At 70.7% G+C, this 26352-nt stretch carries 17 protein-coding genes and 2 pseudogenes; 7 read left to right on the top strand and 12 right to left on the bottom strand.

What is annotated here, in order from left to right; translation table 11 throughout:
* The first annotated feature begins 96 nt into the window (after window positions 1-96).
* The gene (locus ACGF4F_RS02955; protein WP_393074286.1) at window positions 97-1950 is read left to right on the top strand and encodes a xylan 1,4-beta-xylosidase; all 1854 of its coding nucleotides are present in this window, start codon (window positions 97-99) and stop codon (window positions 1948-1950) included.
* A gap of 155 nt (window positions 1951-2105) precedes the next feature.
* Here the strand turns inward: ACGF4F_RS02955 and ACGF4F_RS02950 are convergent, their stop codons facing one another.
* Genes ACGF4F_RS02950 through ACGF4F_RS02930 form a run of 5 tightly spaced genes read right to left on the bottom strand, consistent with a single transcriptional unit; the run spans window position 2106 to window position 7838 of the window.
* On the bottom strand, window positions 2106-3650 hold the full coding sequence (locus ACGF4F_RS02950) for a glucoamylase family protein (RefSeq protein WP_357442999.1): 1545 nt from the start codon (window positions 3648-3650) through the stop codon (window positions 2106-2108).
* 29 nt (window positions 3651-3679) lie between these two features.
* A complete protein-coding gene (locus tag ACGF4F_RS02945) occupies window positions 3680-4528 on the bottom strand; it encodes a carbohydrate ABC transporter permease (protein WP_357442996.1) in 849 nt (282 codons plus the stop codon).
* A 2-nt stretch (window positions 4529-4530) separates the two neighbouring features.
* A complete protein-coding gene (locus ACGF4F_RS02940) occupies window positions 4531-5493 on the bottom strand; it encodes a sugar ABC transporter permease (RefSeq protein ID WP_357442994.1) in 963 nt (320 codons plus the stop codon).
* A gap of 1 nt (window position 5494) precedes the next feature.
* Window positions 5495-6763, bottom strand: a complete 1269-nt coding sequence (locus ACGF4F_RS02935; protein WP_393074280.1) for a sugar ABC transporter substrate-binding protein — start codon at window positions 6761-6763, stop codon at window positions 5495-5497.
* A 43-nt stretch (window positions 6764-6806) separates the two neighbouring features.
* Window positions 6807-7838, bottom strand: coding sequence for a LacI family DNA-binding transcriptional regulator (locus ACGF4F_RS02930; RefSeq protein WP_393074277.1), 1032 nt, complete (start codon window positions 7836-7838; stop codon window positions 6807-6809).
* A gap of 119 nt (window positions 7839-7957) precedes the next feature.
* Between ACGF4F_RS02930 and ACGF4F_RS02925 the strand changes: the two genes are divergently transcribed.
* Window positions 7958-10378, top strand: coding sequence for a beta-galactosidase (locus ACGF4F_RS02925; RefSeq protein ID WP_393074274.1), 2421 nt, complete (start codon window positions 7958-7960; stop codon window positions 10376-10378).
* 85 nt (window positions 10379-10463) lie between these two features.
* On the opposite strand, the gene ACGF4F_RS02920 is transcribed toward ACGF4F_RS02925, so the two are convergent.
* A complete protein-coding gene (locus ACGF4F_RS02920) occupies window positions 10464-11501 on the bottom strand; it encodes an alpha/beta hydrolase-fold protein (RefSeq protein ID WP_357442983.1) in 1038 nt (345 codons plus the stop codon).
* A 9-nt stretch (window positions 11502-11510) separates the two neighbouring features.
* Window positions 11511-12554, bottom strand: a complete 1044-nt coding sequence (locus ACGF4F_RS02915; RefSeq protein ID WP_393074270.1) for a hypothetical protein — start codon at window positions 12552-12554, stop codon at window positions 11511-11513.
* Between the two features lie 145 nt (window positions 12555-12699).
* Between ACGF4F_RS02915 and ACGF4F_RS02910 the strand changes: the two are divergent.
* The 3 genes and pseudogenes from ACGF4F_RS02910 to ACGF4F_RS02900 form a co-directional block, all read left to right on the top strand.
* Window positions 12700-13320: pseudogene (locus ACGF4F_RS02910) on the top strand (hypothetical protein); the annotation flags it as partial.
* Window positions 13242-14474 carry a phosphatidylglycerol lysyltransferase domain-containing protein gene (locus tag ACGF4F_RS02905; RefSeq protein WP_393074267.1) on the top strand — a complete coding sequence of 411 codons (1233 nt, stop codon included), beginning with the start codon at window positions 13242-13244 and terminating at the stop codon, window positions 14472-14474. The pseudogene ACGF4F_RS02910 and the gene ACGF4F_RS02905, both read left to right, overlap by 79 nt.
* Window positions 14474-15232 (top strand): SGNH/GDSL hydrolase family protein, encoded by a 759-nt coding sequence (locus ACGF4F_RS02900; protein ID WP_393074264.1) that lies wholly within the window; start codon window positions 14474-14476, stop codon window positions 15230-15232. The genes ACGF4F_RS02905 and ACGF4F_RS02900 overlap by 1 nt, the downstream gene beginning before the upstream one ends.
* Window positions 15233-15439: 207 nt before the next feature.
* Here ACGF4F_RS02900 and ACGF4F_RS02895 read toward each other — a convergent pair whose 3' ends face one another.
* Window positions 15440-16867, bottom strand: coding sequence for a glycoside hydrolase family 28 protein (locus ACGF4F_RS02895; protein ID WP_393074261.1), 1428 nt, complete (start codon window positions 16865-16867; stop codon window positions 15440-15442).
* Window positions 16868-17231: 364 nt separating this feature from the next.
* Here ACGF4F_RS02895 and ACGF4F_RS02890 point away from each other — a divergent pair, with 364 nt between their 5' ends.
* Both ACGF4F_RS02890 and ACGF4F_RS02885 read left to right on the top strand, forming a co-directional pair.
* Complete coding sequence (locus tag ACGF4F_RS02890; protein ID WP_357442971.1) at window positions 17232-18278, top strand: LacI family DNA-binding transcriptional regulator; 1047 nt, start codon at window positions 17232-17234, stop codon at window positions 18276-18278.
* An 83-nt stretch (window positions 18279-18361) separates the two neighbouring features.
* Window positions 18362-18937 carry a DinB family protein gene (locus ACGF4F_RS02885; protein ID WP_393074257.1) on the top strand — a complete coding sequence of 192 codons (576 nt, stop codon included), beginning with the start codon at window positions 18362-18364 and terminating at the stop codon, window positions 18935-18937.
* Window positions 18938-18982: 45 nt separating this feature from the next.
* Here the strand turns inward: ACGF4F_RS02885 and ACGF4F_RS02880 are convergent.
* The 4 genes and pseudogenes from ACGF4F_RS02880 to ACGF4F_RS02865 all read right to left on the bottom strand — a co-directional run.
* Window positions 18983-19131 (bottom strand): annotated as a pseudogene (locus ACGF4F_RS02880) (transposase); the annotation flags it as partial.
* A 41-nt stretch (window positions 19132-19172) separates the two neighbouring features.
* Window positions 19173-20189, bottom strand: a complete 1017-nt coding sequence (locus ACGF4F_RS02875) for a LacI family DNA-binding transcriptional regulator (RefSeq protein WP_393074254.1) — start codon at window positions 20187-20189, stop codon at window positions 19173-19175.
* A gap of 39 nt (window positions 20190-20228) precedes the next feature.
* Complete coding sequence (locus tag ACGF4F_RS02870) at window positions 20229-21668, bottom strand: glycosyl hydrolase family 28 protein (protein WP_393074251.1); 1440 nt, start codon at window positions 21666-21668, stop codon at window positions 20229-20231.
* A 288-nt stretch (window positions 21669-21956) separates the two neighbouring features.
* Window positions 21957-26171: a HEAT repeat domain-containing protein gene (locus tag ACGF4F_RS02865; RefSeq protein ID WP_393074249.1), complete on the bottom strand. Its 4215-nt coding sequence runs from the start codon at window positions 26169-26171 to the stop codon at window positions 21957-21959.
* Window positions 26172-26352: the final 181 nt, after the last annotated feature.

Genomic DNA, 26352 nt, shown 5'->3' with positions numbered 1-26352 from the left:
GGGGACCACATCCGTACGTCGGCGGGATCGCGCGGACAACGGTAACCGGTTACAGTCCTCGAAACCGGATCAACCACGACCGCCAGGAGGCACCCGGTGACGAACGCCAGCGGAACCCGGCCGTCCGACGCCCGGACCGATTGGGAAGCCCGCATAGCGCGCCGCAGCGACGAAGGCGGCACGGCCGCGCTACCCGACCTGCCCCCGCCTGCCGGGCTCACCGCCACCCCGGGCCACGGACACGTCCGCCTCTCCTGGCAGCCCGTCGACGGCGCGGTCGGCTACCTGGTGCACCGTGCACCGCTGGACGGCGACCGGGTGTCCGGGCCGTTCACCCCGGTGGACCACCTCGGCGGAGACGTGCTCTCCGTGCCCGACACCTGGTACGTCGACACCACCGGTATCCCGGGCGAGCGGTACGCGTATGCGGTGGCCGCCGTACCCGAGGTGACCGTGACCGGCGCGCTGAGCGGCCCGGTCCCGGCGGCCGCCCTGCCGGCCGGCGGTGAGCCGCCCACCGTCACGCTGCACCTCGACGCGGACGCCGCGGGCACCACCCTGCACCGGCCCTGGCAGCCGATGATCGGCAGCGAGCGGCTGTCCCAACTGCTCTGCCGGGACCGCTCCGGCGGCCGGGAGATCGGCGCCGAACTGCTGGCCGCGCTCCGCCGGGTACGCGACGAGATCGGTGTGACCACCGTGCGGGCGCACTCGATCCTGCACGACGACCTCGGCGTCTATCGCGAGGTCGACGGCGAGCCGGTGTACGACTTCAGCCGGGTGGACCAGGTCTACGACCTGCTGCTGGGCATCGGCATGACGCCGGTGGTGGAGATCGGGTTCATGCCCCGCGACCTGGCCAGCGACCCGGACCGCACCGTCTTCACCTACCGCGGCATCATCTCCCCGCCGCGCGACTGGGACCGGTGGTCCGGGCTGGTCCGGGCGCTGGTGGCCCACCTGCTGAACCGGTACGGCGAGCAGGTGCTCGGTTGGGACTTCGAGGTGTGGAACGAGGCCAACCTGGAGGTCTTCTGGTCCGGCAGCCGCGAAGAATGGATGCGGCTGTACGACGTGACCGCCCGCGCGGTCAAGGACGTCGACCCGCGGATCCCGGTGGGCGGCCCCTCGTCGGCCGCCGCCGGTTGGGTGGACGCGTTGCTGGAGCACGCCGCCCGGTCCGGGGCGCCGGTGGACTTCGTCTCCACCCACACGTACGGCAGCCCGCCGCTGGACCTGCGGCCCACCCTGGCCCGGCTCGGCTTCCCCGACGCGCGGATCCTGTGGACCGAGTGGGGCGTCACCCCCACCCACTTCCACCCGATCAACGACGGCACCGCAGCCGCCACCTTCCTGCTCACCGGCATGCGGTCGGCCGCCGGCCGGGTCGACGCACTGTCCTACTGGGTAGCCAGCGACCACTTCGAGGAACTCGGCCGGCCGCCGAGGCTGCTGCACGGCGGGTTCGGCCTGCTCACCGTCGGCGGCATCGCCAAGCCGCGCTACCACGCCCTGCACATGCTCGCCCAGCTCGGCGAGACCGAACTGCCGGTGCGGGCCGCCGGCGACGGCGCCGACGGCCTGGTGCAGACCTGGGCCAGCCGGCGCGCTGACGGCAGCCTGGCGATCCTGGTCTGGGTGGCCACCCTCGACCAGGACAAGCGGGATGGTGATCCGGCCCTGGCCCGGCGGATCCGGCTGGTCATCGACCACGCTGCCGGCCGGCCCGCCGTGGTCTCCCGGCTCGACCGGGAGCACGGCGACATCACCACCCTCGCGGACCGGTTGGGCGTCGCCGACTGGCCGACCGACGAGCAGTGGGCCGCGCTGCACGCCGCTGACCAGCTCCCGGTGGAGAAGGTGCAGCCGGTCGCCGAGGCCGGGGCCGCGGTGATCGAGCTGGACCTGCCGCAGCCCGGGGCGGTGCTGGTCGAGGTCTTCGAGGCCTGAGGCGGGCCCGGGAAGTAGGCCCTCAGCCGGTGGCTGAGGGCCTACTTCCTGGATCAAGCGTGACCAGGGCATTTGCTAACCGAACGACGCACGCCCCTTTGGCACGATCCACGGGTTGGACAGGTGCTACACCTGTGCCGCGATGTCACTCGTCGTCAGGAAGCGGCCCGGCGCAGCTGCGGAAGGTCCTGGTTGGCCGGAACGTTGAACGTCTCCTGTGCGATCAGTGGACGGATCCGGCCTTCGAACTGCGGCGAGACGAACGCGCGGCGGACGAGGTCGTCGGCGAGCTCGTTGCCGAGCGCCCCCATGATCATGGCCTGGTCGAGCGAGAGGTGCCGCTTGGCCACGGTGCCGCTGCCGACCGCGATCGCGTCGTAGAAGCCGCCGGGGCCGTACGAGTCGAAGTTGGCCTTGAGCCGGGCGAGGTTGTCGACGACCGCTGCCTTGGCGTACGGGAGAGCGAGGAACGCCGCGTGCGGGGTCACCACGCCGTCGCCGTAGTCGGGGTCCGGGCCGGCCGGGCGGCAGTCGCCGAACCCCGCGTCGTACTTCGAGCGCTCCATGTCGGACGGGTAGCCGTCGGTGTCCATGCCCATCGCGTCGACACCCCAGGCCATGTAACCGCCGGCCGGGTCGCTGGCTGGGGAGAAGCCCCAGTAGCCGTACCCGGCGTCATTCATCCCGTGCTCGATCTGGCCGGCGACCGTCGCGGGGTGGTTGCGGCCCCAGCTGTTGGGTGCCCACCGTGCTTCGGGCACGAACAGGTCGGGCATCAGCGCCTCGAACATGTCGCCGCCCCAGCTGGGTACGAACTGGATGCCGCGGTACTGGTACGCGCCCTCGTACACCGGAACGCCCTCGTAGGTGGTGTTGAAGCCGACCGGCTGCATCTCGTGCCAGCTCCAGTCGCAGGTGGCCGGCAGGGTGCGCATCGTGTTGTAGTAGGCCTTTGGCGGGATCTGGCCCATCGCGATGCCGAGGTACGTCGCGATGCGCGGTTCGGTGACCGTGATGTCGTAGTGGTTGCAGGTGAACCAGACGCCGTCGCGCTGCCGTGAGCATCCCGGGGGCGGCGCGTCCCAGAAGCCGCCGGCGATCAGGCCGCTGGCCCCGAACGGGGTCGCCGCCGCCGGGTTGTAGTAGAAGCCGAAGTTCATCTTCCGCAGGATCGCGTCGGCCTTGCCGCGCAGCTCCGGCACGGCGCCCTTGACCACGTTGAGCGCGGCCGCGAGCCAGCCGTTGTCCACGCTGGACAGGAACGGGTAGACGGTGCTGCCGTTGTCGGGCCAGACCGTGACGACCGAGCCGTCCCGCGGGTCGTACCAGTTGTAGTACATGCCCGACGCGGTGTGGTGCTTGAGCCGGGCGAGCGTGTCGAGGGTCTTGGCGATCCGGTCGCGGGCTTCCGCCTTGGAGATGATGCCGAGCTCGCGGGCGACCACCGCGGACCACATGTAGCCGCCGATGTTGGTGGGGGACGTGTAGGTGGAGCGGCCGCCGGCGGCCAGGTCACCGGTGATGTTGTCGGCGACCAGGCCGGTGCCGGGATCGGTCATGGCGACCATCGACCGCCATGTGTCCTTGGCATAGCCGAGCAGGGCCCGGTCGGCGCCGCGCTCGTCGGGCGCCGCGACGGCGGCCGAGCCGCCTGCCAGCACGAGCGCCAGCGCGAGGAGCGGTGCGAAAAGACGTCGCATGGGTCTCCTTGTCTCGTTCCGGGGATGGACTATTTGATTCCAGTGGTCGCGATGCCGCGCAGGAAATGCCGCTGGAGGAGCAGGAACACGATGAGCACCGGAAGCACGACGACGACCGCTCCCGAGAGAAGCAGACCGTAGTCGGTGCGGTTCTGGCCGACGCTGTAGAGCGCGAGGGCGACCGGCAACGTGTACTTGTCCTCCGTGGTGGCGACCACGAGGGGCCACAGGAAGTTGTTCCAGGAACCGAGGAACGTCAGGATCCCGAGGGTGGCCAGTGCCGGCCGGCACAGCGGAAGCACCACCCGCCAGAAGATCCGGAACTCGCCGGCACCGTCGACCCGGGCCGCCTCGATGAGGTCGTCGGGGATCGACTGGAGAAACTGCCGCATGAGGAACACGCCGAACGGTCCGACGAGGAACGGCAGGATCAGGCCGGCGTACGTGTTGGTCAGGCCCATGTTGCTGACCAGCACGAACTGCGGGACGAAGGTCACCATGCCAGGCACCATGAGCATGCCGAGCACGGCCAGGAAGAGCACTCGCTTACCGGGATACCGCAGCTTCGCCAGCGCGTACCCGACGAGCGAGCAGAACAGCAGGTTACCGACCGTGACCAGCGCCGCGACCAGGGCCGAGTTGAAGAAGTAGAGCGGGAAGTCCAGCCGGGAGAACAGCTCGCGGAAGTTGTCGAGCGTGAACGTCTCGGGCCACCAGGTCGGCGGCACCTGGCGGATCTCCCGTTCCGGCTTGACCGACGAGAGCGCCATCCAGACGAACGGTCCGGCCACGGCAAGCAGCCCGAGGACCAGGACGACGTAGAGCACGGTCTTGGCGACCCGGTCACGGGTACGCAAGGCGGTGTCCTTTGCGACCATCGTCAGTTCCTCTCCCCCAGCAGGCGGAACTGCACGACCGACAGCGCCACGATCGCCAGGAAGAGCACGTAGCTGGCGGCGGCCGCGTAGCCGTAGTTGCCGAAGCCGAACTGGTTGTAGATGTGGAACGACACCGACAATGTCGAGGAGAGCGGACCGCCCTGCGTCATGACGAACGGCTCCTCGAAGAGCTGGAGGTAGCCGATGCCGGTGATCACCCCGCCGAAGAGCAGCGTCGGCCGCAGCATCGGCAGGGTGACGTTGCGGAACTGCTGCCACCGCGTCGCGCCGTCGAGCGTCGCCGCCTCGTAGAGGTCGGCCGGCACCGCTTGGAGCCCGGCCAGGAAGATCACCATCAGGAAGCCGAAGTTGCGCCACGCCGCCATGACGATCAGTGACGGCAGCGCGAGCCTGGTGTCGAACAGCCAGCTCGGCCCGTCGACCCCGACCAGTCGCAGCAGGTTGTTGACCAGCCCGATCTCGGGGTCGAGCAGGAAGCGCCAGACCACCGCGATCGCCACGATGCTGGTTACGACCGGCAGGTAGAAACCGACCCGGAACAGCGCGCGGAAGCGTACGAGCCCGGAGTTGAGCGCCGTCGCCGCGGCCAGTGCCAGCACCATGGTCAGCGGCACCCCGACGACGACGAAGGCCAGCGTGTTGACCGACGACCGCAGGAACAGGTCGTCGGAGAACAGGCGGGTGTAGTTGTCGATGCCGACGGCGTTGACGGCGAGCGGGTTGCGCAGATCGGTGGAGCGCAGATCGGTGAAGCTCATGACCAGCGACGCCACCACCGGCAGCGCCATGAACACGAGGAACAACACGGTGAAGGGCGCGGAGAAGGCCCAGCCGGTCAGCGCCCGCCGCAGGCGTTGACGCCGCCGGACCGACCCGGCGGGCCGGTCGGGGCTGGTCGCCCCGGCCGGTCGCGCCGGTGCCGTCGCCGCGGAGGCGCCGGTCATGTCAGCTCCCGGTCCCGATGGCGCTCGCCTGCTGCTGGATCGCCTTCGCCGTCGCGGCCGGGTCGACGTTCTGCTTGCACAGCTTCTCGACCTCGAGGTCGAACGCGGCCGCGATCTGCTCCCAGGTCGTGATCGCCGGCGGCGCCTTGGCACTCTTGAGCTGCTGGCCGAACGCGGTCAGGAACGTGTCGCCGGTAAGTGCCGAATCGTTCCAGGCCGACTGCACGGCGGGCAGGTCCTTGACCGCCTGGTACCACTTGACCTGCACCTCGGGCTTGCTCAGCCACTGCACGAACTTCCAGCCACCGTCACGGTTCTTGGCGTCCTTGAAGACCGCGAGGTTGCTGCCGCCGATGAACGAGGTCGACGACTTCTTCGTCGGCATCTGCGCGACCGCGTACTTGTCCTTGAAGCCGGCGCCGCCCTGCTCCTCGACGATGCCCATGTGCCACGGGCCGGAGATGAACGCGCCGATCTCACCCTTGACGAAGCCGGGCTCGAGCGAGCCCTCCGGCAGCGCGGTCGGGGACAGGCCCTCCTTGAAGAAGGACTGGTAGTAGGCAAGCGCCTCGGTCATCTCCGGGGTGTCGAAGCTCAGCTTGTCCGCGCTGGCCACGTCGGCGCCGTTGGACCAGGCGAACGGCAGGACCGACTGCCAACTGCCGGTCTTGCCGGGCTGGAGGTTGAGGCCCCACTTGGCGCCGGACTTCTCCTTCATGCCCTTGGCCATGGCCTTGAGGTCGTCCCACGTCTTCGGGCCGTCCGGGAACCCGGCCTTGGCGGCCAGGTCCTTGCGGTAGTAGATCAGCCGGGTCTCGACGTACCACGGGACGCCGTACGAGGTGCTGTCGACGATCGTGGTGTCCCAGGCGCCGGGGAAGAAGTCGTCTTTCTTGATCAGATCCGACGGGGTCGGGTCGAGCGCGCCGGTCTTGGCGAACTCGCCCTGCCAGGTGGTACCGATCATCGACACGTCCGGCGTCTGCTTCGCGGCGATGGCGCTCGCGATCTTCTGGTGCGCCGCGTCCCAGGGCACCGCCGTCACGGAGACCTTGGCGTCGGGGTTCTCGGTGGAGAACTCCTTCGCGAACTCGGCAAGCTTCTCGCCTTCGGTGCCCATCGCCCAGACGGTGATGTCCCCGCTCGCCTTGCCCGCGCCGACCGACTTCGCCTCTTCCTGGCCGCCGCCCGAGTCACGGCCACAACCGGCCAACGCGACCGACGCGGCCAAGACGACCCCAGCCGCGGCGGCTAACCGCCTACTTCTCATGTCGTACCTCCAGGGGGTTGGTGGTTTCCAGGGGGTGAGCTGTTCACCTGCCGGTGCCTCCGGTCGGGGGCGCCGGGCAGCCGCAACTGCGGCGCAGGACGAGTTCGGTGGGCAGCACGAGACCGCCCGCAGGGGCGTCGCCGGGCTGGCCGGCGGCACGCAGGATCAGCCGGGCCGCTTCGGCGGTGAGCTCGCGGACGGGTTGCCGGACGGTGGTCAGGGCGGGGGTGACGAGAGCGGCGGCCGGCATGTCGTCGAAGCCGGTGATGATCAGGTCCTGCGGCACCCGCAGGCCCCGGCCGAGGGCGCCGACCAGCACGCCGAGGGCGGTCTCGTCGTTGGCGCAGACCACCCCGGCGGGCCGGGGTGTTTCGCCGCCCAGCAACTGGTCGGCGGCGAGCACCCCGTCGGCCTGCTGCATACTGACCGCGACCGGCTCGGCGGGCGGCTCGATGCCGAGGTCGTGGTGCGCCTGCCGGAAGGCGGCCCAGCGTTCACTGACGTCGGGCGAGCCCGCCGGGTTGCCGACGAAGACCAGATCGCGCAGGTCGTGGTCGGCGAGCAGGTGTCGGGTGAGCGCCAGCATGCTGCCGGCGTTGTCGGCGCGTACCGAGGGAATGTCGCCGGGACCCTCGCCGGCGACCACCACCACGGGGACCATCTTGGCGAGCCGGAGCAGCGCCTCGTCGGAGATGGTGCCGCCCATGACGGCGACACCGTCCACCCGGCGGCCCATCTCCAGCACCTGGTCGTCGGAGTCGGAGCGCAGGTGCGTGCAGAGGATGTGGACGCTGGCCCGGGACGGCACCGCCTCGGACTCGAAGCCTTGGATCAGTTCGGTGAAGTAGGGGCCGGACAGGCCGGGGAAGACCAGGCCGAGGGCGCCGTGCCGGCCCGCGGCCAGGGCCCGACCGAGGTGGTCGGGGCGATATCCGTGCTTCTCGATCGCGTCCAGCACCCGGCGGCGCATCTCCTCGGAGACCTGGCCGGTGCCGTTGGAGACCCGGGAGACGGTGGCCACGGAGACGCCGACGAGCTTTGCGATCTCGCGAACCGTCATGCGGCTGTTGCTCATCGCTCCCTCGATCCGTAACGTGCGGTTAACAGAAACCGGTTTCAGCCGACCATAGGCAGCCGAGACGAAGTTCACAAGTCTCTGATCCACAATCTCCCGTGTGAGGAGCTCTGCCCCATATGACAGAAGTGCTGCTCCGGGATCGCAGGATCCTCATCAACGGCCGGCCCGAGCTGCTGCTCGCCGGTGAGGTGCACTACTTCCGCCTCGCCCGGGTCGACTGGGCGGACCGGCTCGACCTGCTCCGCGACTGCGGCGCCGACACCGTCGCCACCTACGTGCCGTGGCTGTGGCACGAACTCCCCGACGGCTCGGTCGACCTGACCGGACGTACCCACGAGCAACGCGACCTGGCCGGCTTCCTCGACCTCGCACACCAGCATGGGCTGCGGGCCGTGGTCCGCCCCGGCCCGTTCATCATGGCCGAGGTCAAGAACGAGGGCATCCCCTACCGGGTGTACGACGAACACCCGCACCTGCTGCCCACCACCTGGGACGGCGCGCCGATCAGCACCCGCACCATCGACTACCTGGCGCCGGAGTTCCTCGCCGCGGCCGACGGCTGGTACGCCCAGGTGATGCCACTGATCGCGGAGCGCCTCGCGCCGCGCGGCGGCCCCGTGGTGGCGGTCCAACTCGACAACGAGATCGGGATGCTGTCCTGGGTGACCAACTCCCCCGACCTCACCGACGCCCTCTGCGCCGACCTGGCACGCTGGGCCGTCGAACGGTACGGCAAGGACACCGCCGCGGCGCGCACCGGCGCCGACCCGGCCGACCCGCCGGCATGGGCGGCCACCCTGCGCACCCCGGTCGAGGAACGCTCCCTGGCACTGCACGACGACCTCGGGCGCTACATGCGGGACCGCTACCGCCGGTACGTGGCGGCGCTGCGAGCCAGCGCCGAGCGATACGGAGTGACCGGGGTGCCGTTCCTGGTCAACGTGCACGGCACCGGCGGCGGGAGGGGACGCACCTTCCCGATCGGGATCAGCCAGCTCATGGAGTCGTACCGCGGGCAGCCGCAGCTCACCTCCGGCTCGGACTACTACCTCGGCGACCTCACCGTCACCAACGTCGCCGACCTGTACGTGTCCAACGCCTTCCTGGCCGCCGCGCACGACAGCGACCAGCCACTGACCTGCCTGGAGTTCGAGGCCGGCAACGGCGACTACGGCGAGGACCTGTCGACGCGTTACCCGCCCGAGGCGATCGACCTGAAGACCCGCATCTGCGTGGCGCAAGGCAACCGGCTGCTCAACCTCTACCTGTTCGCCGGCGGCCACAACCCGCCGCTGGCCGAACCGGTCGGCGACGGCAACGACCGGATCGCGTTCACCGGCGAGCGGCACGGCTTCGCCGCCCCGGTCGGCCCGGAGGGGCAGCTAAACCCGACGTATCCCGCGGCCCGGCGGGCGCTGCACGCCGTACGCGGGGTGGCCGACCTGCTCGCCGACGGCGACGAGGAACACGACGAACTCGCCCTCGGTTTCGTACCCGACCACTACCTGACCGAGTACCACCACCCGGCGTCCACCAACCGGTCCGAGCAGGTCGCCGAGCTGGAACGGTTCCGCGGCATGGGCGCGCGGGACGTATTGGCGCGGGCGCTGCTGCTCGCCGGCTACTCGTTCCCCGCAGTGAACCTGCAGGCTCCGGCGGGCGGCGCAGCACAGGGCCCGGGCGGCACACCGCCCGTGCTGGTGCTGGCCACCGCCCCCACCCTCGGCTCGGACGTCCAGCAGCGGCTGGTCGACCATCTGCGGGCCGGCGGCCGGCTGTTGCTGCACGGACCCCTGCCCACCCGCGACCACGACGGCGCGCCGTGCACCCTGCTGGCCGACGCGCTCGGGGTGCGGACGGACGGCTGGCTGGAGGGCGGCCCACACTACTTCCCATCGGTGGTGGGCCACGCCTGGGCGGCCCGCCCCGCCGAGGTCCGGGTCGGCTACGCCCAACTGCTCACCGGGTCGGGTGACCGGCTGCTCACCGAGGTCGGCTCCGGCCGGGCGTGCGGCGTCGAGGTTACCGTGGGCGCCGGCCGGGCCGTGCTGATCGCCACCGACTACCCGTGCCACCTGGACTTCTGGCGGTCAGCGCTGGACCGGCTCGGGGTGCGGCCCCGGCTCCGGCACGACGCGGGCGAACCCGGGCTGCTCCTCACCTCGACCGTGGACCGATCCGGCCAGCGGCTGCGTCACCTGATCAACGTCGCGCCGTCGGCGATCGAGTTCAGCCTGTGGCACCGGGACGAGCCGGTACTGTCCGGCCGGCGGCTGCGGATCGGCGCCCGCGCCGGGCTGATGCTGCCCGCCGGGGTCCGCGTCGGACCGGCCACTCTGCTGGAGAGCAGTTGCGAACTGGTGGCCCGCAACGGCTCGGAGGTACTGCTCCGGCCGACCCAGACCGAGGATGTCGCGGTCTTCGCCACCGACCGGCCGGTACACGCCGACCGGGGCGAGGTGACCGTCGCCGAGGGTCGAACCACCCTGACCGTCCGGGCCACGGATGGCGAACCGGTCCGGGTCAGAATCGGCTGACCGCCGCTCCCCGGTGGTCAGGGCGTCGATCCCGATCGACGTGCGCAGCGGCCGCTGCAACACCCCGGCGGGTGGGCACGTGGCGTCAGCCCGCCGCCAGTGGTCGGGCCAGCCAACTGGAGAGCCAGTCGAACGCGGTTGGCTCCATCGCCAGCCAGGTACCGGCGTTGTGGCCGCCGCCGTTGATGTACGCGGTGGTGACGCTCATCGGCGCGCGGGCCAGCCGGGCCAGGGTGGTGGTGCTGCGCAGCGACGAGTGGTCCGCGCGGGCGGAGCCAAGATAAAGAGCGATGGCGGGTGGCGGTAGGTGCTGCAAGCGCCAGGCATCGTTGTTCAGCGTGTTCTCGGAGCCGTCCCCGACGGTGATGCCTGGGGTGGTGTAGCCGGAGAGGCTGGCTGCGGCTGCGTATCCGGTCGGGTGGCGCAGGGCCAGGTTGGCCGCACAGAAGGCGCCGGCCGAATAGCCGATCAGTCCCCAGCCGGCCCGGTCGGTCCGTACGCGCAGTTGGCTCTTGACGGCCGCCGGCACGTCGACGGTCAGGTACGTCTCGGCCTGCGGTCCGTGGCTGAGGTTGGTGCACTCGGTGTCTAGCAGCCGGTCCGGCGTTATGTACGGGAACAGCACCACGGTCGGTGCCATCCGACCGGCGGCAATCTCCCGGTCCAGGTACTCGGGCGCGTGCAGGGTTTTTGTCCATCCCATCGGTGACGACGGGTAGCCGTGCAGGGCCTCGATGACCGGGAAGCGGGCGGCGGGGCGCGCGTCGTAGGCGGCCGGCAGGTACGCCATCATCGGCAGCGAGAGGCCGCTGGCCTTACCGGGGACGGTGAGGTTGACCAGGCGTCCGCCGGATCCGCTGCCGGGCGGCGGCGGATCCGAAAGCGCAGCTGCGGCCGGTGGTGCGCCCGTCAGATCGGACCACGAGGTGTAGGTCTCGACCTGACGGTTGACCCATACCAGGGCGGCGGCGAGGGCGGTCGCCACGCAGAGGCTGGCGCTGCCGGCCCGCAGCGCCACCCGCCACCATCCGCTGCCACGCTCCCAGGCCAGCGCCAACGCGACGGCGGCGACGACGGCCGCCGCGACGGCGAGCAACAGGAGCGCGAGGCTGTCCGGCGCCATCTTCCCCTCCTAAGCGGACGTGTTGGCAGTGCCGACGGGCGGCTGCACCGGGGCGATGCGGCGCGGCGGCACCAGGCTGGGCTGGCCGTGCGGGGTACGCACCTGCCGCACCAGTGGCGCGGGCTCGGGCAGCGGGGCGGGCAGCTGCCGGATCGCCCAGATCAGCGCCGCCCGCAGCGCGTCCAAGCTGGACGGCCGGGTGGAGCCGGCATGGGGCACTACGGCCGGGCCGCCGGTGGCGGTACGCGCCGGAGTGCCCAGCACGGCCACCGTCACGCCCACCGGCAGCCCTTTCGGTGCGGCCGCGCCAGCGGGCCGGCCGCGCCCCGCCCCGACGGGAACCACCGCCAGCGCCGGATAGCGGCCGGGCGCGGCCAGCACCACCTGGCGGGCCAGCGGCTCCTGCCCCGCTGACGACACCAGGGCCCAGCTGTGCCCGGTGACGCGCAGGTCCCGGCTCAGTTGGGCGGGCAACGTCATGGCCAGCGCCGGTACCGACGCTGCCGGGGTGGTGTGGGCGAAGATCAGCACGGCCGGTCCTGCCGCCGTCTGCGCCGAGCGGGCCAAACCAGTCGCGGCCGCATTGCCCCACCCGTCCCCCGCGCTGCTGAGGACCAGCACCGCCGGGTATCGCCAGCCGGGGTTGCGCAGGTAGTCGGCGGGTACGGTGACGGTCGGTGGGGCGGCCAGGTGCCAGTCCGCCCACCCGTCCGGTCGCCACTCGAAGGCGAACGGCTGCGCGGAGTCGCTGTGGTCGTGCTGGCGCACCCACTGGTCCAGCTGGCCCGGCGTGCTGGCATTGTGACGGCCGCCAGCGATGGCCTGAGTCAGCAGGTCGTCCCAGTTCGTGTAGAACTGCGCGGAACGGTTCACCGCCAGCCCCACGGCCAACAGCACCAGGGCCTGGGTCAGCAGCACGCCCACCACCCGTACCGGGATGCGGAGCCGGCCGAACCGCCGCCAGCCGACAACGGTTGCGGCGGCCGCCCCTACGGCAGCCAGCCCCGCCAGGACGAGCAACGAAATGCCGGTCAGTGCCATGTGCACCTCCACGCCCTGAACCGTGCCGGTAGGGCTGATGGTCCACCCGGTCGCTGAGAGAGGCTGCAACATTTGCTGGAGGATCGCTGAACGCGGCGGTGTGGGCTGCTCAGCTCACTCACAGCGCGCACGCTGATGGGGCTCAGCGAGGCGGCCGATGATGACCCGCATGGCGCCGCAAGGAGGCACAGCATTCGTCGGCGAGCCCTGGCGGCCACGCCCGCCGCTGACGCGGGCCGGCGTGGCCCGGCTTGTGCAGGTGGCCGGCGTGTTCACCATCCTCACCTGGCTCCTGCCGCCGCGTCGTGGCGGGCTGGAGGTCCTGGCGGAGTACCTGCCGATGACCGGCGTCCTCACCGCCCGCGCAGCCACGGCGGTCAGCGGGGTGCTGCTGGTCTACCTGGGTGCGGGGCTGCGGCGAGGCAAGCGCAGCGCCTGGCGGTTGGCCGTCTTCCTGGCCAGCGTCGGCATGGTCCTGCACATCGCCAAGGGGCTCGATTTTGACGCGGCGGCGGTCTCGGGCGCACTGCTGGCCATGCTGGTCGCGGTGCACGGCCAGTTCCGGGTGGTCGCCGATCCGCGCAGTCCGTGGCGCGCGCTGGCGGCGTTCGCCGGCTTTGCGGGCGCCGGCTTCACGCTCGGCATGCTGGAGATAGCCCTACGGCCGAACCGCCTGGTCGGCACGCCGGGCGTGCGGCTGTGGGCGGAGCACGCCGCGCTCGGTCTGGTCGGCGCACCCGGCCCGCTGCGATTCCGGCACCCGCTGGGCGCCGAGGCGGTCAGTCTCACCACCGGCGCGTTCGGGCTGCTCGCGGTCGGCGCCGCCACGGTGCTGCTGCTGCGCCACGCCCGGCGCGATGCCGACGAGCGGACCGCGGAACAGGACCACCGGCTACGCGAGCTGCTGCGCGGGTACAGCGCGGCCGACTCGCTGGGCTACTTCGCCCTGCGTCGGGACAAGCTGCTGATGTGGGCGCCATCGGGAAAGCTGCCGTGCCGTATCGCGTCATCGACGGGGTCAGCCTCGCCACCGGTGACCCGATCGGGGACCAGGATGCGTGGTCGCAGGCGATCGACGCGTGGCTGGCCGACAGCGCCCGGCATGGGTGGACCCCGGCGGTGCTCGGCTGCGGCCCGTCCGGCGGACGGTCGTACCGCCGCAGCGGCCTGGACGTGGTGGAGCTCGGCGACGAGGCCGTGGTGGACGCAGCCGGATTCAGCCTCGAGGGCCGGCCGATGCGCGCCGTGCGCCAGGCGGTTGCTCGCGCGAAGCGCGCCGGGTACACCAGCGAGGTGATCCGCCAGCGCGACCTGTCGCCGGCCGCACTGGCGGAGGCGGTACGTGCGGCCAGCCAGTTCCGGGACGGACCGGTGGAGCGCGGCTTTTCGATGGCACTGTCCCGCCTCGGCGAACCGCAGGACGGCGACTGCGTGCTCGTGCTCTGCCGCGACGGCACCGCTCGGCTGCGTGGCGTGCTGCAGTTCGTACCATGGGGAAACGACGGGCTGTCGCTGGACCTCATGCGTGGCGACCGCTCGGCGGTCAACGGCGTGATGGAACTCATGGTGGTCAGCGCGATCGAAGCAGCGCCCGGCCTGGGCGTGGGACGGCTCTCGCTGAACTTCGCCGTGCTGCGCTCGGTCTTCGCCCGCGCCGAGGGGCTGGGGGCCGGGCCGATCCTGCGGATCTGGCACCGGCTACTGCGGCTGGCCTCCCGGTTCTGGCAGATCGAGTCGCTGTACCGGGCGAACGCCAAGTACCAGCCGGCGTGGCAGCCGCGTTACCTGTGCTTCCCCACTGCCCGCGACCTGCCCCGGATCGCCATGGCCGTACTGAAGGCGGAGGCGTTCCTGCCGACCGGGTGGCGCCGGGCGCGGCGCGCAGACGGCGACGCCTGCGCGCCATCCCTCGAACCGCTCGGGGTGAGGTGATGGCAGAAGGGGCGCGGCGACGCACCGCCCTGCGACGCGCCGCTGCGATCGCCATGCTCCTGTCGACTGCGATCAGCGGCGGCGAACCGCCGCCGCCCGCAGCCGGGCCCGCCGCGGGTGCGGTGGTCGCGCTCGGCGACTCCGTGCCGGCCGGGTCGGCCTGCGACTGCGTGCCCTTCCCGGACCTGTACGCCCGCATGCAGGTGCCCGCCGTCCCCTCCGTCAACCTCGCGCGCGGCGGCTTCAGCTCCGACGATGTGTGGGCGCAGCTCGAGTCCCCTGATACGGACGAGGACCTGCGCGAGGCTGGCGTCATCATGATCATGGTTGGCGCGAACGATCTGGCCGCCGCGTTCGACGCCGACGGCGACGACGCAACCTATCGGCGAGTCGCGGCGCGAGTCGGCGCCAACGTGGCCGCCACGATTGTCCGGATCCGCGAGTTGCACGACGGTCCCGTCACGGTGCTCGTGCTCGGCTACTGGAACGTCGTCAAGGACGGCTCCGTGGGGCTTGTCGAGTACGGTGATGCCGGCATGGCGCAGTCGGCTACCGCCACCCGGTACGTCAACCAGGCTCTGCACGACGCGGCCGCTGAGACGGCCGCACTCTACGTGCCCACCTACCCGGCGTTCAAGGGCGTCGCCGGCGACCAGGACCCCACCGACCTGCTCGCTGACGACGGCGATCACCCCAACGCGGTGGGCCACGAACTCATTGCCCGCGCGGCGAACGCCGCCGTAGCTGCCACCAGATAGCCATGGCCGCCACCGCCATCGCCGGGCCGACGAACACGTGGCCCAGGACGACGGTGCGGACCAACCTTTCCGCGTAGGCGTTCGCTCGCGGACGCTCCGCCACCTGCTGACCGAGACCTACCCCTCCATGGGTGTGCCTGCCGTCAGGGCGAGGCCGGTCACGGCCAGCAGGTCCCGACGGCGGAGGTGGTGAGCAAAGTGCGGCGCCTACTTCCAGTCGAGATCGCCGTCGACCCGGTCGCCGTTGATCATGAGGTTGTCGAAGCGGAGTCGCTCGACGTTCTCGAGGACGAACGGCTTGTCCGCCTTCTTCACCACGATGTCCTTGAGCAGGACGTCCCGCAGCGGCGCGGCCTGCGAACCGTGGACTTCGAGCACCTGACCGGCGGCCTCGACGGTGATGTCGGAGAACACGATGTCGCGATACACCGGCGGGAAGTTGCCGCCCAGTTCACCGGGGTAGTTCAGCTGGAACCAGATGAAGGTGTCGAAGGACTCGACTGTCATGTTCCGCACGCGGATATGCTCGACCGTGCCGCCCCGGTCGAGGTTGCCCTTGAACCGGATGGCGGAGGCGCCGGTGCGCAGCACGTTGTCGGTGAAGTAGACGTGGCGGATGTCGCCCGACATCTCACTGCCGAGGGCGATGCCGTCCTCGCCACCCATGTCGTTGTTGCGCACGACGATGTATTCACTCGGCCGGCCGATGGTCCGCCCGTCGAGGTCTCGGCCCGACTTCACCACCACGGAGTCGTCGCCGGTGCGGAAGGTGTTCTTCTCGATGAGCACGTGGGTGCTCGAGTCGACGTCCACGCCGTCGTTGTTCGCCCGGTGGCTGTCCACCACGAGGTTGCGCACGATGGCGTCGTCCGTGTAGACGAGGTGGTTGATCCAGAACGGGGAGTTGTGGATCGTGTAGTCCTGCAGGAGCACCCGCGTGGCGTGGAAGAACTGGACAGCGCTGGGCCGCAGGTAGGTGCCGGCTCCAAAGATCCGCTGCTCGACCGGCACGCCGGTGAAACCCATCTGACGCAGCCGCAGCTGGTCGCCCTGCTGCTTTCCCGTCCAGCTGTGGAACTCGTGCTGCTCGTTGCCGTCGATGACGCCCTTGCCGGTGATTGCCACGTCGTGCACGTCATTGGCGTAAATCAGCGGTGAGTAGCCGAACAGCTCGGTGCCCTCCCAGCGGGTGCGCACGACGGGCAGGTAGTCCTTGGCGGCCGGACTGAACAGCAGCGTGGCTCCCTCGGACACGTGCAGGTCGATTCGGCTGGCCAGATGGATCGGCCCCTTGCTGAACCAGCGGCCGGCGGGCAGGATCACCCGCCCACCACCATCCTGGGAGGCGCGCTTGATGGCGGCCATGATGGCCGGACGCGCGTCGGCGCTGCCGTCGCCCACGGCACCAAAGTCGGTGACCACATAGTCCCGCTTCGGGATGGCGGGCGTCTCGATCTTGTCGACGATCCGCTGGATCATCGCCGAGTCGGCGTTGGCGCTGGCTCTGGGGCTCGCGTCGGCTCCGGCGGCCGCGGTGACTGTCGAAGCGAGAGCCAGGGCCAGCAGGACGAGGACGGCACGGGGACGGCGTCGGCCTCGTGATGCTCGCTTCGGTTCCGGCAGTTGCGTCGTCACGGCATTCCCTTTCGGTTCGGGGGAACGGACAGGTGGTGACGGTGGTGCGTTGGCTCGTACGGCGTCGGTCCCCCGCAGAAACCCGGTCGGGGTCTGCGCATTGTGGGGCGTCGGAAGCCCGGAGGTGACCGTCCACCGACGATCAGCCATGCAAACGTTTGCATGGATTATTTCGACCATCACCGCTCCTTGTCAACGGCCCTGAGGCAACAGATCCGCCGGTAAGCGCAGATCAGGGTCGACCGCCCCGGTGCTGAGGCATGCGACGCTCCAGACCCGCGTCGGACGCCCGAGCTGCTCCGATCAAACGTTTGCACCGAATGGCGGCTGAGGTGGTCCGCGCATCGATCGCCCCGGTCGTACAGTGGCGACCAGCAATCGGATCAGGAGGTGCGGTGTGACGGGCGGAAGGCGGGTTCGTCTCGTCGACGTCGCACGCGAAGCGGGCACGTCGGTGTCGACAGTCTCCCGGGTCCTCAACGGCTCGGAGCAGATCTCGTTCGAGGTGAGCAACCACGTCCGCTCGGTCGCCGCGCGACTGGGTTACCGGGCCGACGGCGCGGCGAAGGAGCTCAAGCTCGGCCAGGTCCGCACCATCGGGGTGACTGTGCCCGATCTGGCCAACCCGTTCTTTCCCGAGGTGCTCAAGGGCCTCGGCGCCGGGGCGCGCGCGGCGGGCCACCGACTGCTGATCAGCGAGAGTGGGGAGGACCCTGACGAGGAACTGCGGCTGGCGGAGGAGTTGACCAGCCACGCGAGTGCCCTGGTGCTGTGCAGCTCGCGGCTGCGACCAAAACACCTCGCCAGGATCCTCGACGGGCCGATCCCGGTCGTCTGCGTCAACCGAACGGCGAAACAGGCGGGGGTGGTCTGCGTCGATTACCGCTCCGGCAGCCGGCAACTGCTGGACCACCTCGCGAACCTCGGCCACCGGCGGATCGCGTACGTGGGTGGGCCACCTGCTTCCTGGTCGGACGGGCAGCGTCGCCGCACGTTGCGCACCCTGACCCGGAAGATGGGCATGCAACTGGCGGAGATCACCGGGGGCTGGTCCGGCGACCACGGGTACGACGCCGGGCCGGAGGTGCTGGGCATCGGCGCCACGGCGGTGATCACCTTCAACGACCTGGTCGCGATCGGGCTGCTGAGCTGGTTGCACGACACCGGCGTCGAGGTGCCCGGCGCGGTGTCGGTGACCTCGTACGACGACATCCCCATCGCGGCGTACGCGCGACCGCCGCTGACCTCGCTGCGCAACCAGCGCGCACAGCTCGGCCGGCTGGCCTGGGATCACCTGTCGGCGCGCCTGGCCGGTGACCAGTGGCCACAGCCGGTCATGCTCACCCCGACGCTGATCGTCCGCGCCAGCACCGGGCGCCCCTTGGAGAACGGCGAGGCCGATCCCGCCTGAGACCAGGGCGTGTCCTGCCGATCATGGGCTCCGTGGGTCGTCCGGGGCAGCGCCGACACCCAACCGGATGCCATAGTGCCGCCATGAAGGCAGACCTATACAGCTACTTGAAGGGCGGCCGTGACGCGCTGCTGTGGAAGCTCGACGGGCTCAGCGAATACGATATTCGACGTCCGTTGACCCGGACCGCCACCAACTTGCTCGGTCTGGTGAAGCACTCGGCGGCCATGGAGATCCTCTACTTCGGCGTCGTGTTCGGCCGACCGTTCGAGCAGGAGCTGCCGTACGTCGGCGACGGAGCGGAGACCAATGCCGACATGTGGGCGACTGCCGATGAGACCCGCGAGGAGATCGTCGCTCTTTACCGTCGCGCGATCGCCCACGCCGACACCACCATTGAAGCCCTTGCACTGGATGAGGTCGGCCGTGTGCCGTGGTGGGGCGATGCAGCGGTCACGTTGCACCACGTCCTGGTCCACGTCATCGCGGAAACGCAACGGCACGCCGGCCACGTTGACATCGTGCGCGAACTCATCGACGGCGCGGCCGGGCTGCTGCCCAGCAACGACAACCAGCCCGCCGCCGACGAGTCATGGTGGCTGGACTACCGCCAGCGAGTGGAGCAGGCCGCCCTCGACGCCCACAAACGCAGCAACTAGGTTTTCTGTCGATCATGGAAGCCAGATGATGGCGGCGATGAGTACCGGCGCACCCGTGCGCAGCTTCCACAGGATCCCGTTGATGACCTGGCGGTGATCCCGCCACCGCCCCCGCGCACTGCCCGCTCGGGCAGCAGCAACGCGATCACCGCCCGCGCCTCATCGGTCAACCCACCACGACGTACCTCTGGCACATCGTCAACGATCAACCACTAGAAGATCGGCAGGACATGCCCTAGCTACGCTCCTGACGGGGTGGGGCGGTGGAGCCGCGGACGGCGAGCTCGACCGGCACCCTGGTCGCTGTCAGCGACGGTCCGGTTCCCTCGGTGGCGAGCCGCTGCCAGGCCAGCCGGCCGACCGCCCGCTTGGGCACGGCTACCGTAGTGAGCCCGGGCGGGGTGAGGGCGCTGAGCGGGATGTCGTCGAAACCGGTCACCGAGACGTCGCCCGGCACCGCGACGCCGAGTTCGGTGAGCCGGCTCAGGACGCCCAGCGCGACGTAGTCGTTGAAGGCGACGATCGCGGTCGGCTTGTGTCCCAGTGCCTCCTCGGCCGCCCGGTGGCCGTCCGGCGCCGTCGAGCCGCACGGGATCTGCACGACGTCGAGTCCTCGGCCGGCGGCGGTGCGCAGGGCGCGCCGGCGCTGCCCGTCGGACCAGGCGTGGGGCGGCCCCTGCAGGTAGACGAGACGGCGGTGCCCGAGCGACGCGAGGTGGGCGCACAGCTGTGTCATCCCCTGGTGGTAGTCCACCAGCACCGCCGCCACCGACGGGTGTCGTACCAGTCGGTTGACCAGGACGAGGGCTGGGAGCTTGGTGGCCAGCTCCCGGAGTCGGAGCGTGCTCATGCGGGGTGAGCACAGCATGACGCCGTCCACCCAGCGGCCCAGTTCGGCGGCGGCCCGGTATTCGACCTCGGGATCCTCGTCGGTGTCGGCGACCAGAGTGCGCCAGCCGCGCTCGGCGGCCGCCGGCGTCGCGCCCTTGAGGACCTCGGCGAAGTAGGGATTCGCGAGGTCCGGGACGACGACGCCGACGGTGTGCGAGCGTCCGCTGAGCAATACCTGCGCCGCGGGGTTTGGCCGGTAGTCCAGGTGCGCCGCGGCGTCGCGTACCCGTTGGGCCAGGTCGGCCGAGACCGGCTTGGCGCCGGTCAGCACCCGGGAGACGGTCGCGGTGGACACCTGCGCGAGTCGGGCCACGTCGTGGATGGTCGACCGGGTCGGTGAGCTGCGGGGCGTTCGCTGCACCGCCACATTTGACCATGCGGCCGCCGGGGCTTCGGACACTCAGGCCGTGGCGAGCACGAGCGGTTGCCCGTTCTCGACGACGTTGCGTAGCACGAGGTTGTCGACGTACTCCACGACGCCCGGCTTACCCGTGGTGCCGAAGTCCACGTTCGTGAGGGTCACGTCGGTGATGTGGTCGTCGGCGTAGCCGCGAAGGTTGAGGGCGCGCCCGGCCTGGCCGACGGTCAGGTCCCGCACGTCGATGTTGCGCACCACCGGGTTGAACCCGTAGCCGGGGCCCTCCTCGTAGTAGAAGTTGACGTCGATGACGGCGCCGGCGACCTCGCCGATGCGGATGTCGCGCGCGTAGACGTCGGTGATGAACCCGCCGCGGACGGAGTTCGTCTTGAACCGCAGGGCGATGTCCAGGTTGGGGCTGGACATTTCGCAGTTGCGGGCGAAGACGTTGCGCACCCCGCCGGACATCTCGCTGCCGATGGTCACTCCGCCGTGGCCGTCGCGCATCAGGCAGTCCTCGATGAGGATGTCCTCGCTCGGGACGTTGACCCGGCGCCCGTCGGCGTTTCGCCCGGCCTTGATCGCGATGCAGTCGTCGCCGGTGTCAAAGGTGCAGCCGCGGATGACGACCATGCGGCTGGATTCGGGGTCGCAGCCGTCGTTGTTCGGGCCGTGGGAGTTGACGGTGACGTTCTGCACCAGCACGTTCTCGGACAGGGTCGGGTGGATCTCCCACATCGGGGAGCGGACGATCGTGACCCCCTCGATGAGCACATTGCGGCAACGGTAGGGTTCGATGAAGGACGAGCGCAGACAGTCGCCCTCGCCGAACACCCGCTGCTCGACCGGCACGCCCTGCTCGGCCATGGCGAACAGCCGGGCCCGGGCGGCATCCTGCTTCGGGTCGCCCTTCTTCCAGCCGTACTCGGCCTTGCCCTTCCACGGCCACCAGTGCTCGTTGTCCGCCTGACCGTCGAGCACCCCTGCACCGGTGATCCCGATGTTCTCCTGCTCGAAGGCGTAGATCAGCGGTGAATAGTTGTAAAGCTCGACGCCCTCGAACCGGGTCAGCACGGCTGGCAGGTAGTCGGCGGGGCGTTGGCTGAACAGCACCACCGCCTCGGCGGTGACGTGCAGGTCGACGTTGCTGAGCAGGTGGATCGGCCCGGTGAGGAACCGGCCGGCCGGAACCAGCACGTGCCCTCCCCCGGCGACGTGACAGGCGGCGATCGCCTGCCTGATCGCCTCCGTGCAGTCGGTAGCGCCGTCACCGACGGCGCCGTACTGCCGGATGTCGAACCAGCGGTTGGGGAAGTGCGGGCGGCGTACCTTCGCGCTGATGTACTCGGCGCGGGCCCAGGGGTTGCCGGGAGGCGTGGGATCGGCGCTTGCCCGGCCGGCGACCAGCGGCGCGAAGGCTGCGGCGGAGGCGGTCACCCCGGCCCATCGGAGGAAGTCACGTCTGCTGTGCTCGGTCGTCATGAAAGCTCTCCTGGTCTGGCCGGAACCGGTAGGTAAAGCTTTTCCTACCGGCCAAACGCATCGGCGTCAACGGATTGGCGGATGGGACTGGCTCTGCGACGATGGTGCGGGAGTGCTTCGCCTAACGTTCGGCTGCCACGTGCGCCCGGACATCACCACCCCGCCACCTACGACCAAGGAGTGCCCTGGCGCGCACCGGAACCTTGCCGGTCACCGCCGCCCTGCCGGGTCAGGTACGAGGCTTCCGCCGGCCATTGGGCACCGGGCGGGGCCCAGTCCAGCCGCGAGTCACGGGAAGTCGTCGGGCTTGGTGTCCGGCAGCGAAGCCAGCAGCTGGGCGGCCAGCCGCCGCACCGTGCCGTCGTCCTCCTGGTGGGCGAGCCGGACGAGCACCTCCCGGGTCCGGCTGTCCCCCCGGTAGTGACGGGTCAACGCGAGCAGCGCGGTGCGGCGGATCTCCCAGTCGTCGTCGTCCGCCAGCCGCAGCAGCAGTTCCCGTACCCCCATCCGGTCGGCCAGCGTGGCTCCCAGCTGTTCCACGGCCCGGCGCCGGACCTCCAGGTCCGGGTCGTCGCGGACCAGCCCCACCAGCAGTACCCGGACCTCCGGATCGGCCCCGAAGTGCTCGCCGAGCGCAGCGGCGATGCGGGCGCGGATCGCCGGGTCCTGGTCGGCCAGGCGGCGCATCAGCCGCAGCGTCACCGCCATGGACGCCGAGCCCCGTTCGGTCAGGCAGCGCACCGCCGCGTCGAACACGGCCGGGTCGGTGTCCGACTCGACGCATTCCAGCAGCACGTCGGTCACCACGTCGGGGCTGCCGTACGCGCACAGGGCCTGCACGGCGGCCAGCCGGATGCCGGCGTAGCTGTCTCGGCGGGCCCGCCGGCACAGCGTCTCCAGCAGGCCGTCGGCTTGGCCGTGACGGGCGAGTGCCTGCGCGGCGGCGCGCAGCACGTTCGGGTCGGGGTCGCGGCTGACCTGCTCGGCGAGGCATTCGCGCACCTCGGGGTCCGGTGGCTCGCCGAGGTGGGTCAGGCTGCGGGTGACCCGCAGCCGGACGATCGGGTCCCGCTCCTGGGAGGCCCGGCTGATGAGCAGGTCGCGAGTGGCGTGGCCGAACAGCGGCCGGCCGGTGAGCAGGTCGACCGCGGCGAGCCGGACGCTCGCGGTCGGGTCCCGGCGGGCTCGTTCCAGCAGCAGTTCCCCGGTGCGGTGGTCCGGGTAGGCCTCGGCCAGGGCACGCACCGCGGCGAGGCGCACGGTCGCGTCGTCGTCGGCGCGCGCGGCGTACGCCGCTACGGTCCATCCGGTGTCGTCCGCGCGGTCCTGGTCGAGCAGTGCGGTGACCGCTGCGGCCCGCACGGACGCGTCCTCGTCCTGCTCGATCTGGTCGACCAGCCGGGCTCGGCAGCGCCCCTCCGGATCGGGTACGAGCGCCAGTCGCTGCACGGCAACCGCGCGCAGCCGTGCGGAGGAGGCCGAGCAGGCCAGTTTCAGCAGCAGTTCGGTGCCGTCGGGGCTGGGCCCGCCGGGCAGCAGTTCGGTGACCAGGCTGCGCCGCACCTCGTCCGGGGCGTCGCTGGCGACCCGCTCCAGCGCCCGTGTGCGGGCCGTGTCGGCGTGCTCGGGCAGTGCGAGCAGGCCTTCCAGCGCGGACTGGACCACTGCGGGGTCGGTGTCGGTGTCCAGTAGTCGCTGCAGCGTCGCGGGTACGTCGGGCAGGTCGGCGCAGCGGGCGGCGAGGACTCCCACGGCGGCGCGCCGCACGGTGGTGGCGGGGTCTTCGGTGGTCCTCGCCAGCATCTGGCGGACGTCCTCGGACAGCTCGGCCCGGCCGCCGAGGGACTGCACGGCGAGCGCGCGTACCGCGGGGTCGGGTGATTCGGTGAGGTCGCGCAGCACGTCGACGAGCTCGGGGTCGGCGCTGAAGTGTGCGACCAGAGCCCGGACGGCGGCCTGCCGTACGGCGGTCGACACTTCCGCCTGTGCCTGGGCGAGGAGCAGGTCCCGGCAGCGGCGGCGGCTGGGGCTGGTGGTGTCCAGCCGGCCGGCGGCCTCGGCCAGCCCGGCGACCATGGTGAGGTGGGCCTGCCGTTCGCGGCCCTGCCCGAGTTCCCGGACCAGCAGTTCCTCCAGCTGTTCCTCGGCGGTGGACAGCACCGCGGCGATCCGGGTCGCGAACGCGGAGCCGGAGCGCCAGCTGGTGCGCACTCCGCGGCGGCGGTACCAGTGCAGGAAGGCAGCCCGGCCGGGCCAGTGCGGGCCGAGCGCCCGGATGGAGGACAGCAGTTCCTGTTCGGTGAGTTCCACCAGGTTGGGGTCGTCGGCGGAGATGCCGTGTTCGACCAGCAGCACGATCTGGCCCAGCACGGCGTCACCCGCGCCGGCCAGCTCGGCCGGCTGTGGCGCTTCCGCCACGCACTGCGCGGCCAGCACCAGGTTCCATGGTGGGCCGGTGAGGTTCAGCGGCGGCCAGGGTTGGTTGACCTCGGTGGCGAGGAGGGTGACCAGCTCGTTGGCGGTCGGGGCGGGCAGCGCGCTGGCGACCAGTCGGAGCACCTCCCGCCAGGACGGGTCGGCCCAGTGCTCGCGGAACAGCGCGCGCAGCTGGTCGAGGCCCCAGGCGTCCGGATCGTGCTCGAACCTGTCCACGATCTCCTCGGCACAGAAGAACTCCAGGAACGTGCGGTGCACGAACCCGAAAAGTCGCAGGCCGTACCGTTCCAGGATGAAGCTTCGCTGGCGCAACTTGTCGATCATCGAGTAGGCCATGGCGAGCGCCCGCTCGTTCTCGAATCCGTAGAAGTCGACCAGGTGGTCCCGGAAGATGCGCGCCAGTTCGTCGGATTCGATGTAGTTTCCTGCCGGTCCGGACTCCCGGAACTGCATCCGGAACGCCAGGTGGCGCAGCAGCCGCCGCTTCGCCTGCGGGTCCAGCGGCGGTACGTCGCCGTGGCTTTCCCGCAGTTGTTTGGTCACGTCCCATTCGGAGATCAGCACGTCGGTGACGTGGGCGTAGAGCCGGCGCCGGTTGCGTGGCAGTGGGTGGCCCCGGCCGACGATCGCCATGAGCATCAGCAACAGCGGGTTGCCGGCGATCTCGTGCATGGCTCGGGATCTGCGCACCACGTCGAGGATCTGCCGCCGCTGCCGGTCCGCCTCGGCCGGCGGGGTGGGCATGACGTAGCGGTACCAGTTGCCGAGGAAGCGGGCGATCCGTTCGTCGTCGAGGTCCTCAAGGGTGAAGTGGTCGAAGCCGGCGTTGGCGAAGGTGTGTCGCAGGTATCCGGCTGCCCGTGAGGTGACCACCGTCCGGACGCCGGGGTATTCGTTGGCGAACGTGGCGATCTGTGCGGCGACCTCCTCGCGCTGGGCCGGGTCGAACACCTCGTCGAGGCCGTCGAACAGGAACAGTGCCTGGCCGCCCTGGCGCAGGTACGACTCCAGCACGTCCTGGTCGATCCCGGCGAGTCCCTGCTGGTGGCGGTGGCCGACGTAGTCGAGCAGGCCGTCGCACCGGCCGTCCCCGCAGTGCACGGCGTACGAGCGCAGCTCGATCAGGACTGGCAGGTAGCGGTCCAGCGCGGCCAGTCGGGGCTCGACGCAAGCGCCGGCCAGTGCCAGCGCCAGATAGCGTGCGGTCGCTGACTTGCCGGAGCCGGGGTCGCCGAGCAGCACGATGGCCCGCCGGCTCGGATCGCACACCACGTCAAACAGGGCGAGTGCGTCCTTGGCCGCGTACTCCTCCCAGAGCCGCTCCACTTCCTCCGGGTCCACCACGCCAGGCAGGCCGCCCGGGTCACCGTCCGGTGTGGAGCCGGCCCAGCGCCACCACGCGAGAGGCATTTCCGGTCGGGCGTCCTCGTGTACCCGCGGTTCCACGAACACCTTCGGCAGGCCGACCGTGAGGTATCCGATGGTGGGTCGTGGCGACACCCCGTCCAGGGGCACCGCCTGGTAGCGCAACGCCAACTGCTTGTAGTAGTGGTTGCGTACGGCCTCTGGCAGGTGGGTGTCGGGGTCGGCGGGTTCGCGGGCCGGGGAGCGGCCGCTGCGCACGTCGGCCAGCGCCACGGTGACCTTGGCGGACAGGTCGTCCACACTGGAGAAGAAGGCGCACAGGTGGCGTTCCTTGAGTTCCCGGCGCAGCGCGACGACCTGCTGCCAGTCGGCGTCCCGGTCGATCATGTCCACCGGCCACGGCGTGTCCTCGGCGAGCAGGAAGATCAGGCAGGGTTTCCCGGCCGCGAGGGCCTCGCGGTATTCCAGTTCGGTGATGGAGGATTCCTGGCCGGGCGGCCGGAACCCGTACCGCCAGGCGAACAGCCCCACGTAGAGGTCGCAGCGGCGTACGTCGGCCAGGCAGCGTTCCAGGGGTGGCCTGATGTCGGCGCCGTACGCCTCCATGGCCACGTCCTCGATCTCGAGGCGACGTGCCACGGCGTGCACGGCAGCGCGATATTCCAGCAGGTCCTTTTGGGTGGCCGAAATGTAAACCTTCATGAACGGCAAACTCCAGGGGGTGGCTGGGGACCGCACCATTGAAAATATCAGCCGACGTCACATCCCTCCGACCCGCGAACGCCCGGCAACCCCCGCCACACATGGGATTCCCGCCAGCGGGGGGCTTATGATGGCCACTGGACAGATACGGGCCCGGAACGGGCGGAATCCCGTGCCCACG

It is taken from the genome of Micromonospora sp. NPDC047740, assembly GCF_043204735.1.
Taxonomy (GTDB): domain Bacteria; phylum Actinomycetota; class Actinomycetes; order Mycobacteriales; family Micromonosporaceae; genus Micromonospora.
This window is presented reverse-complemented; position numbering and strand designations above follow the sequence as displayed.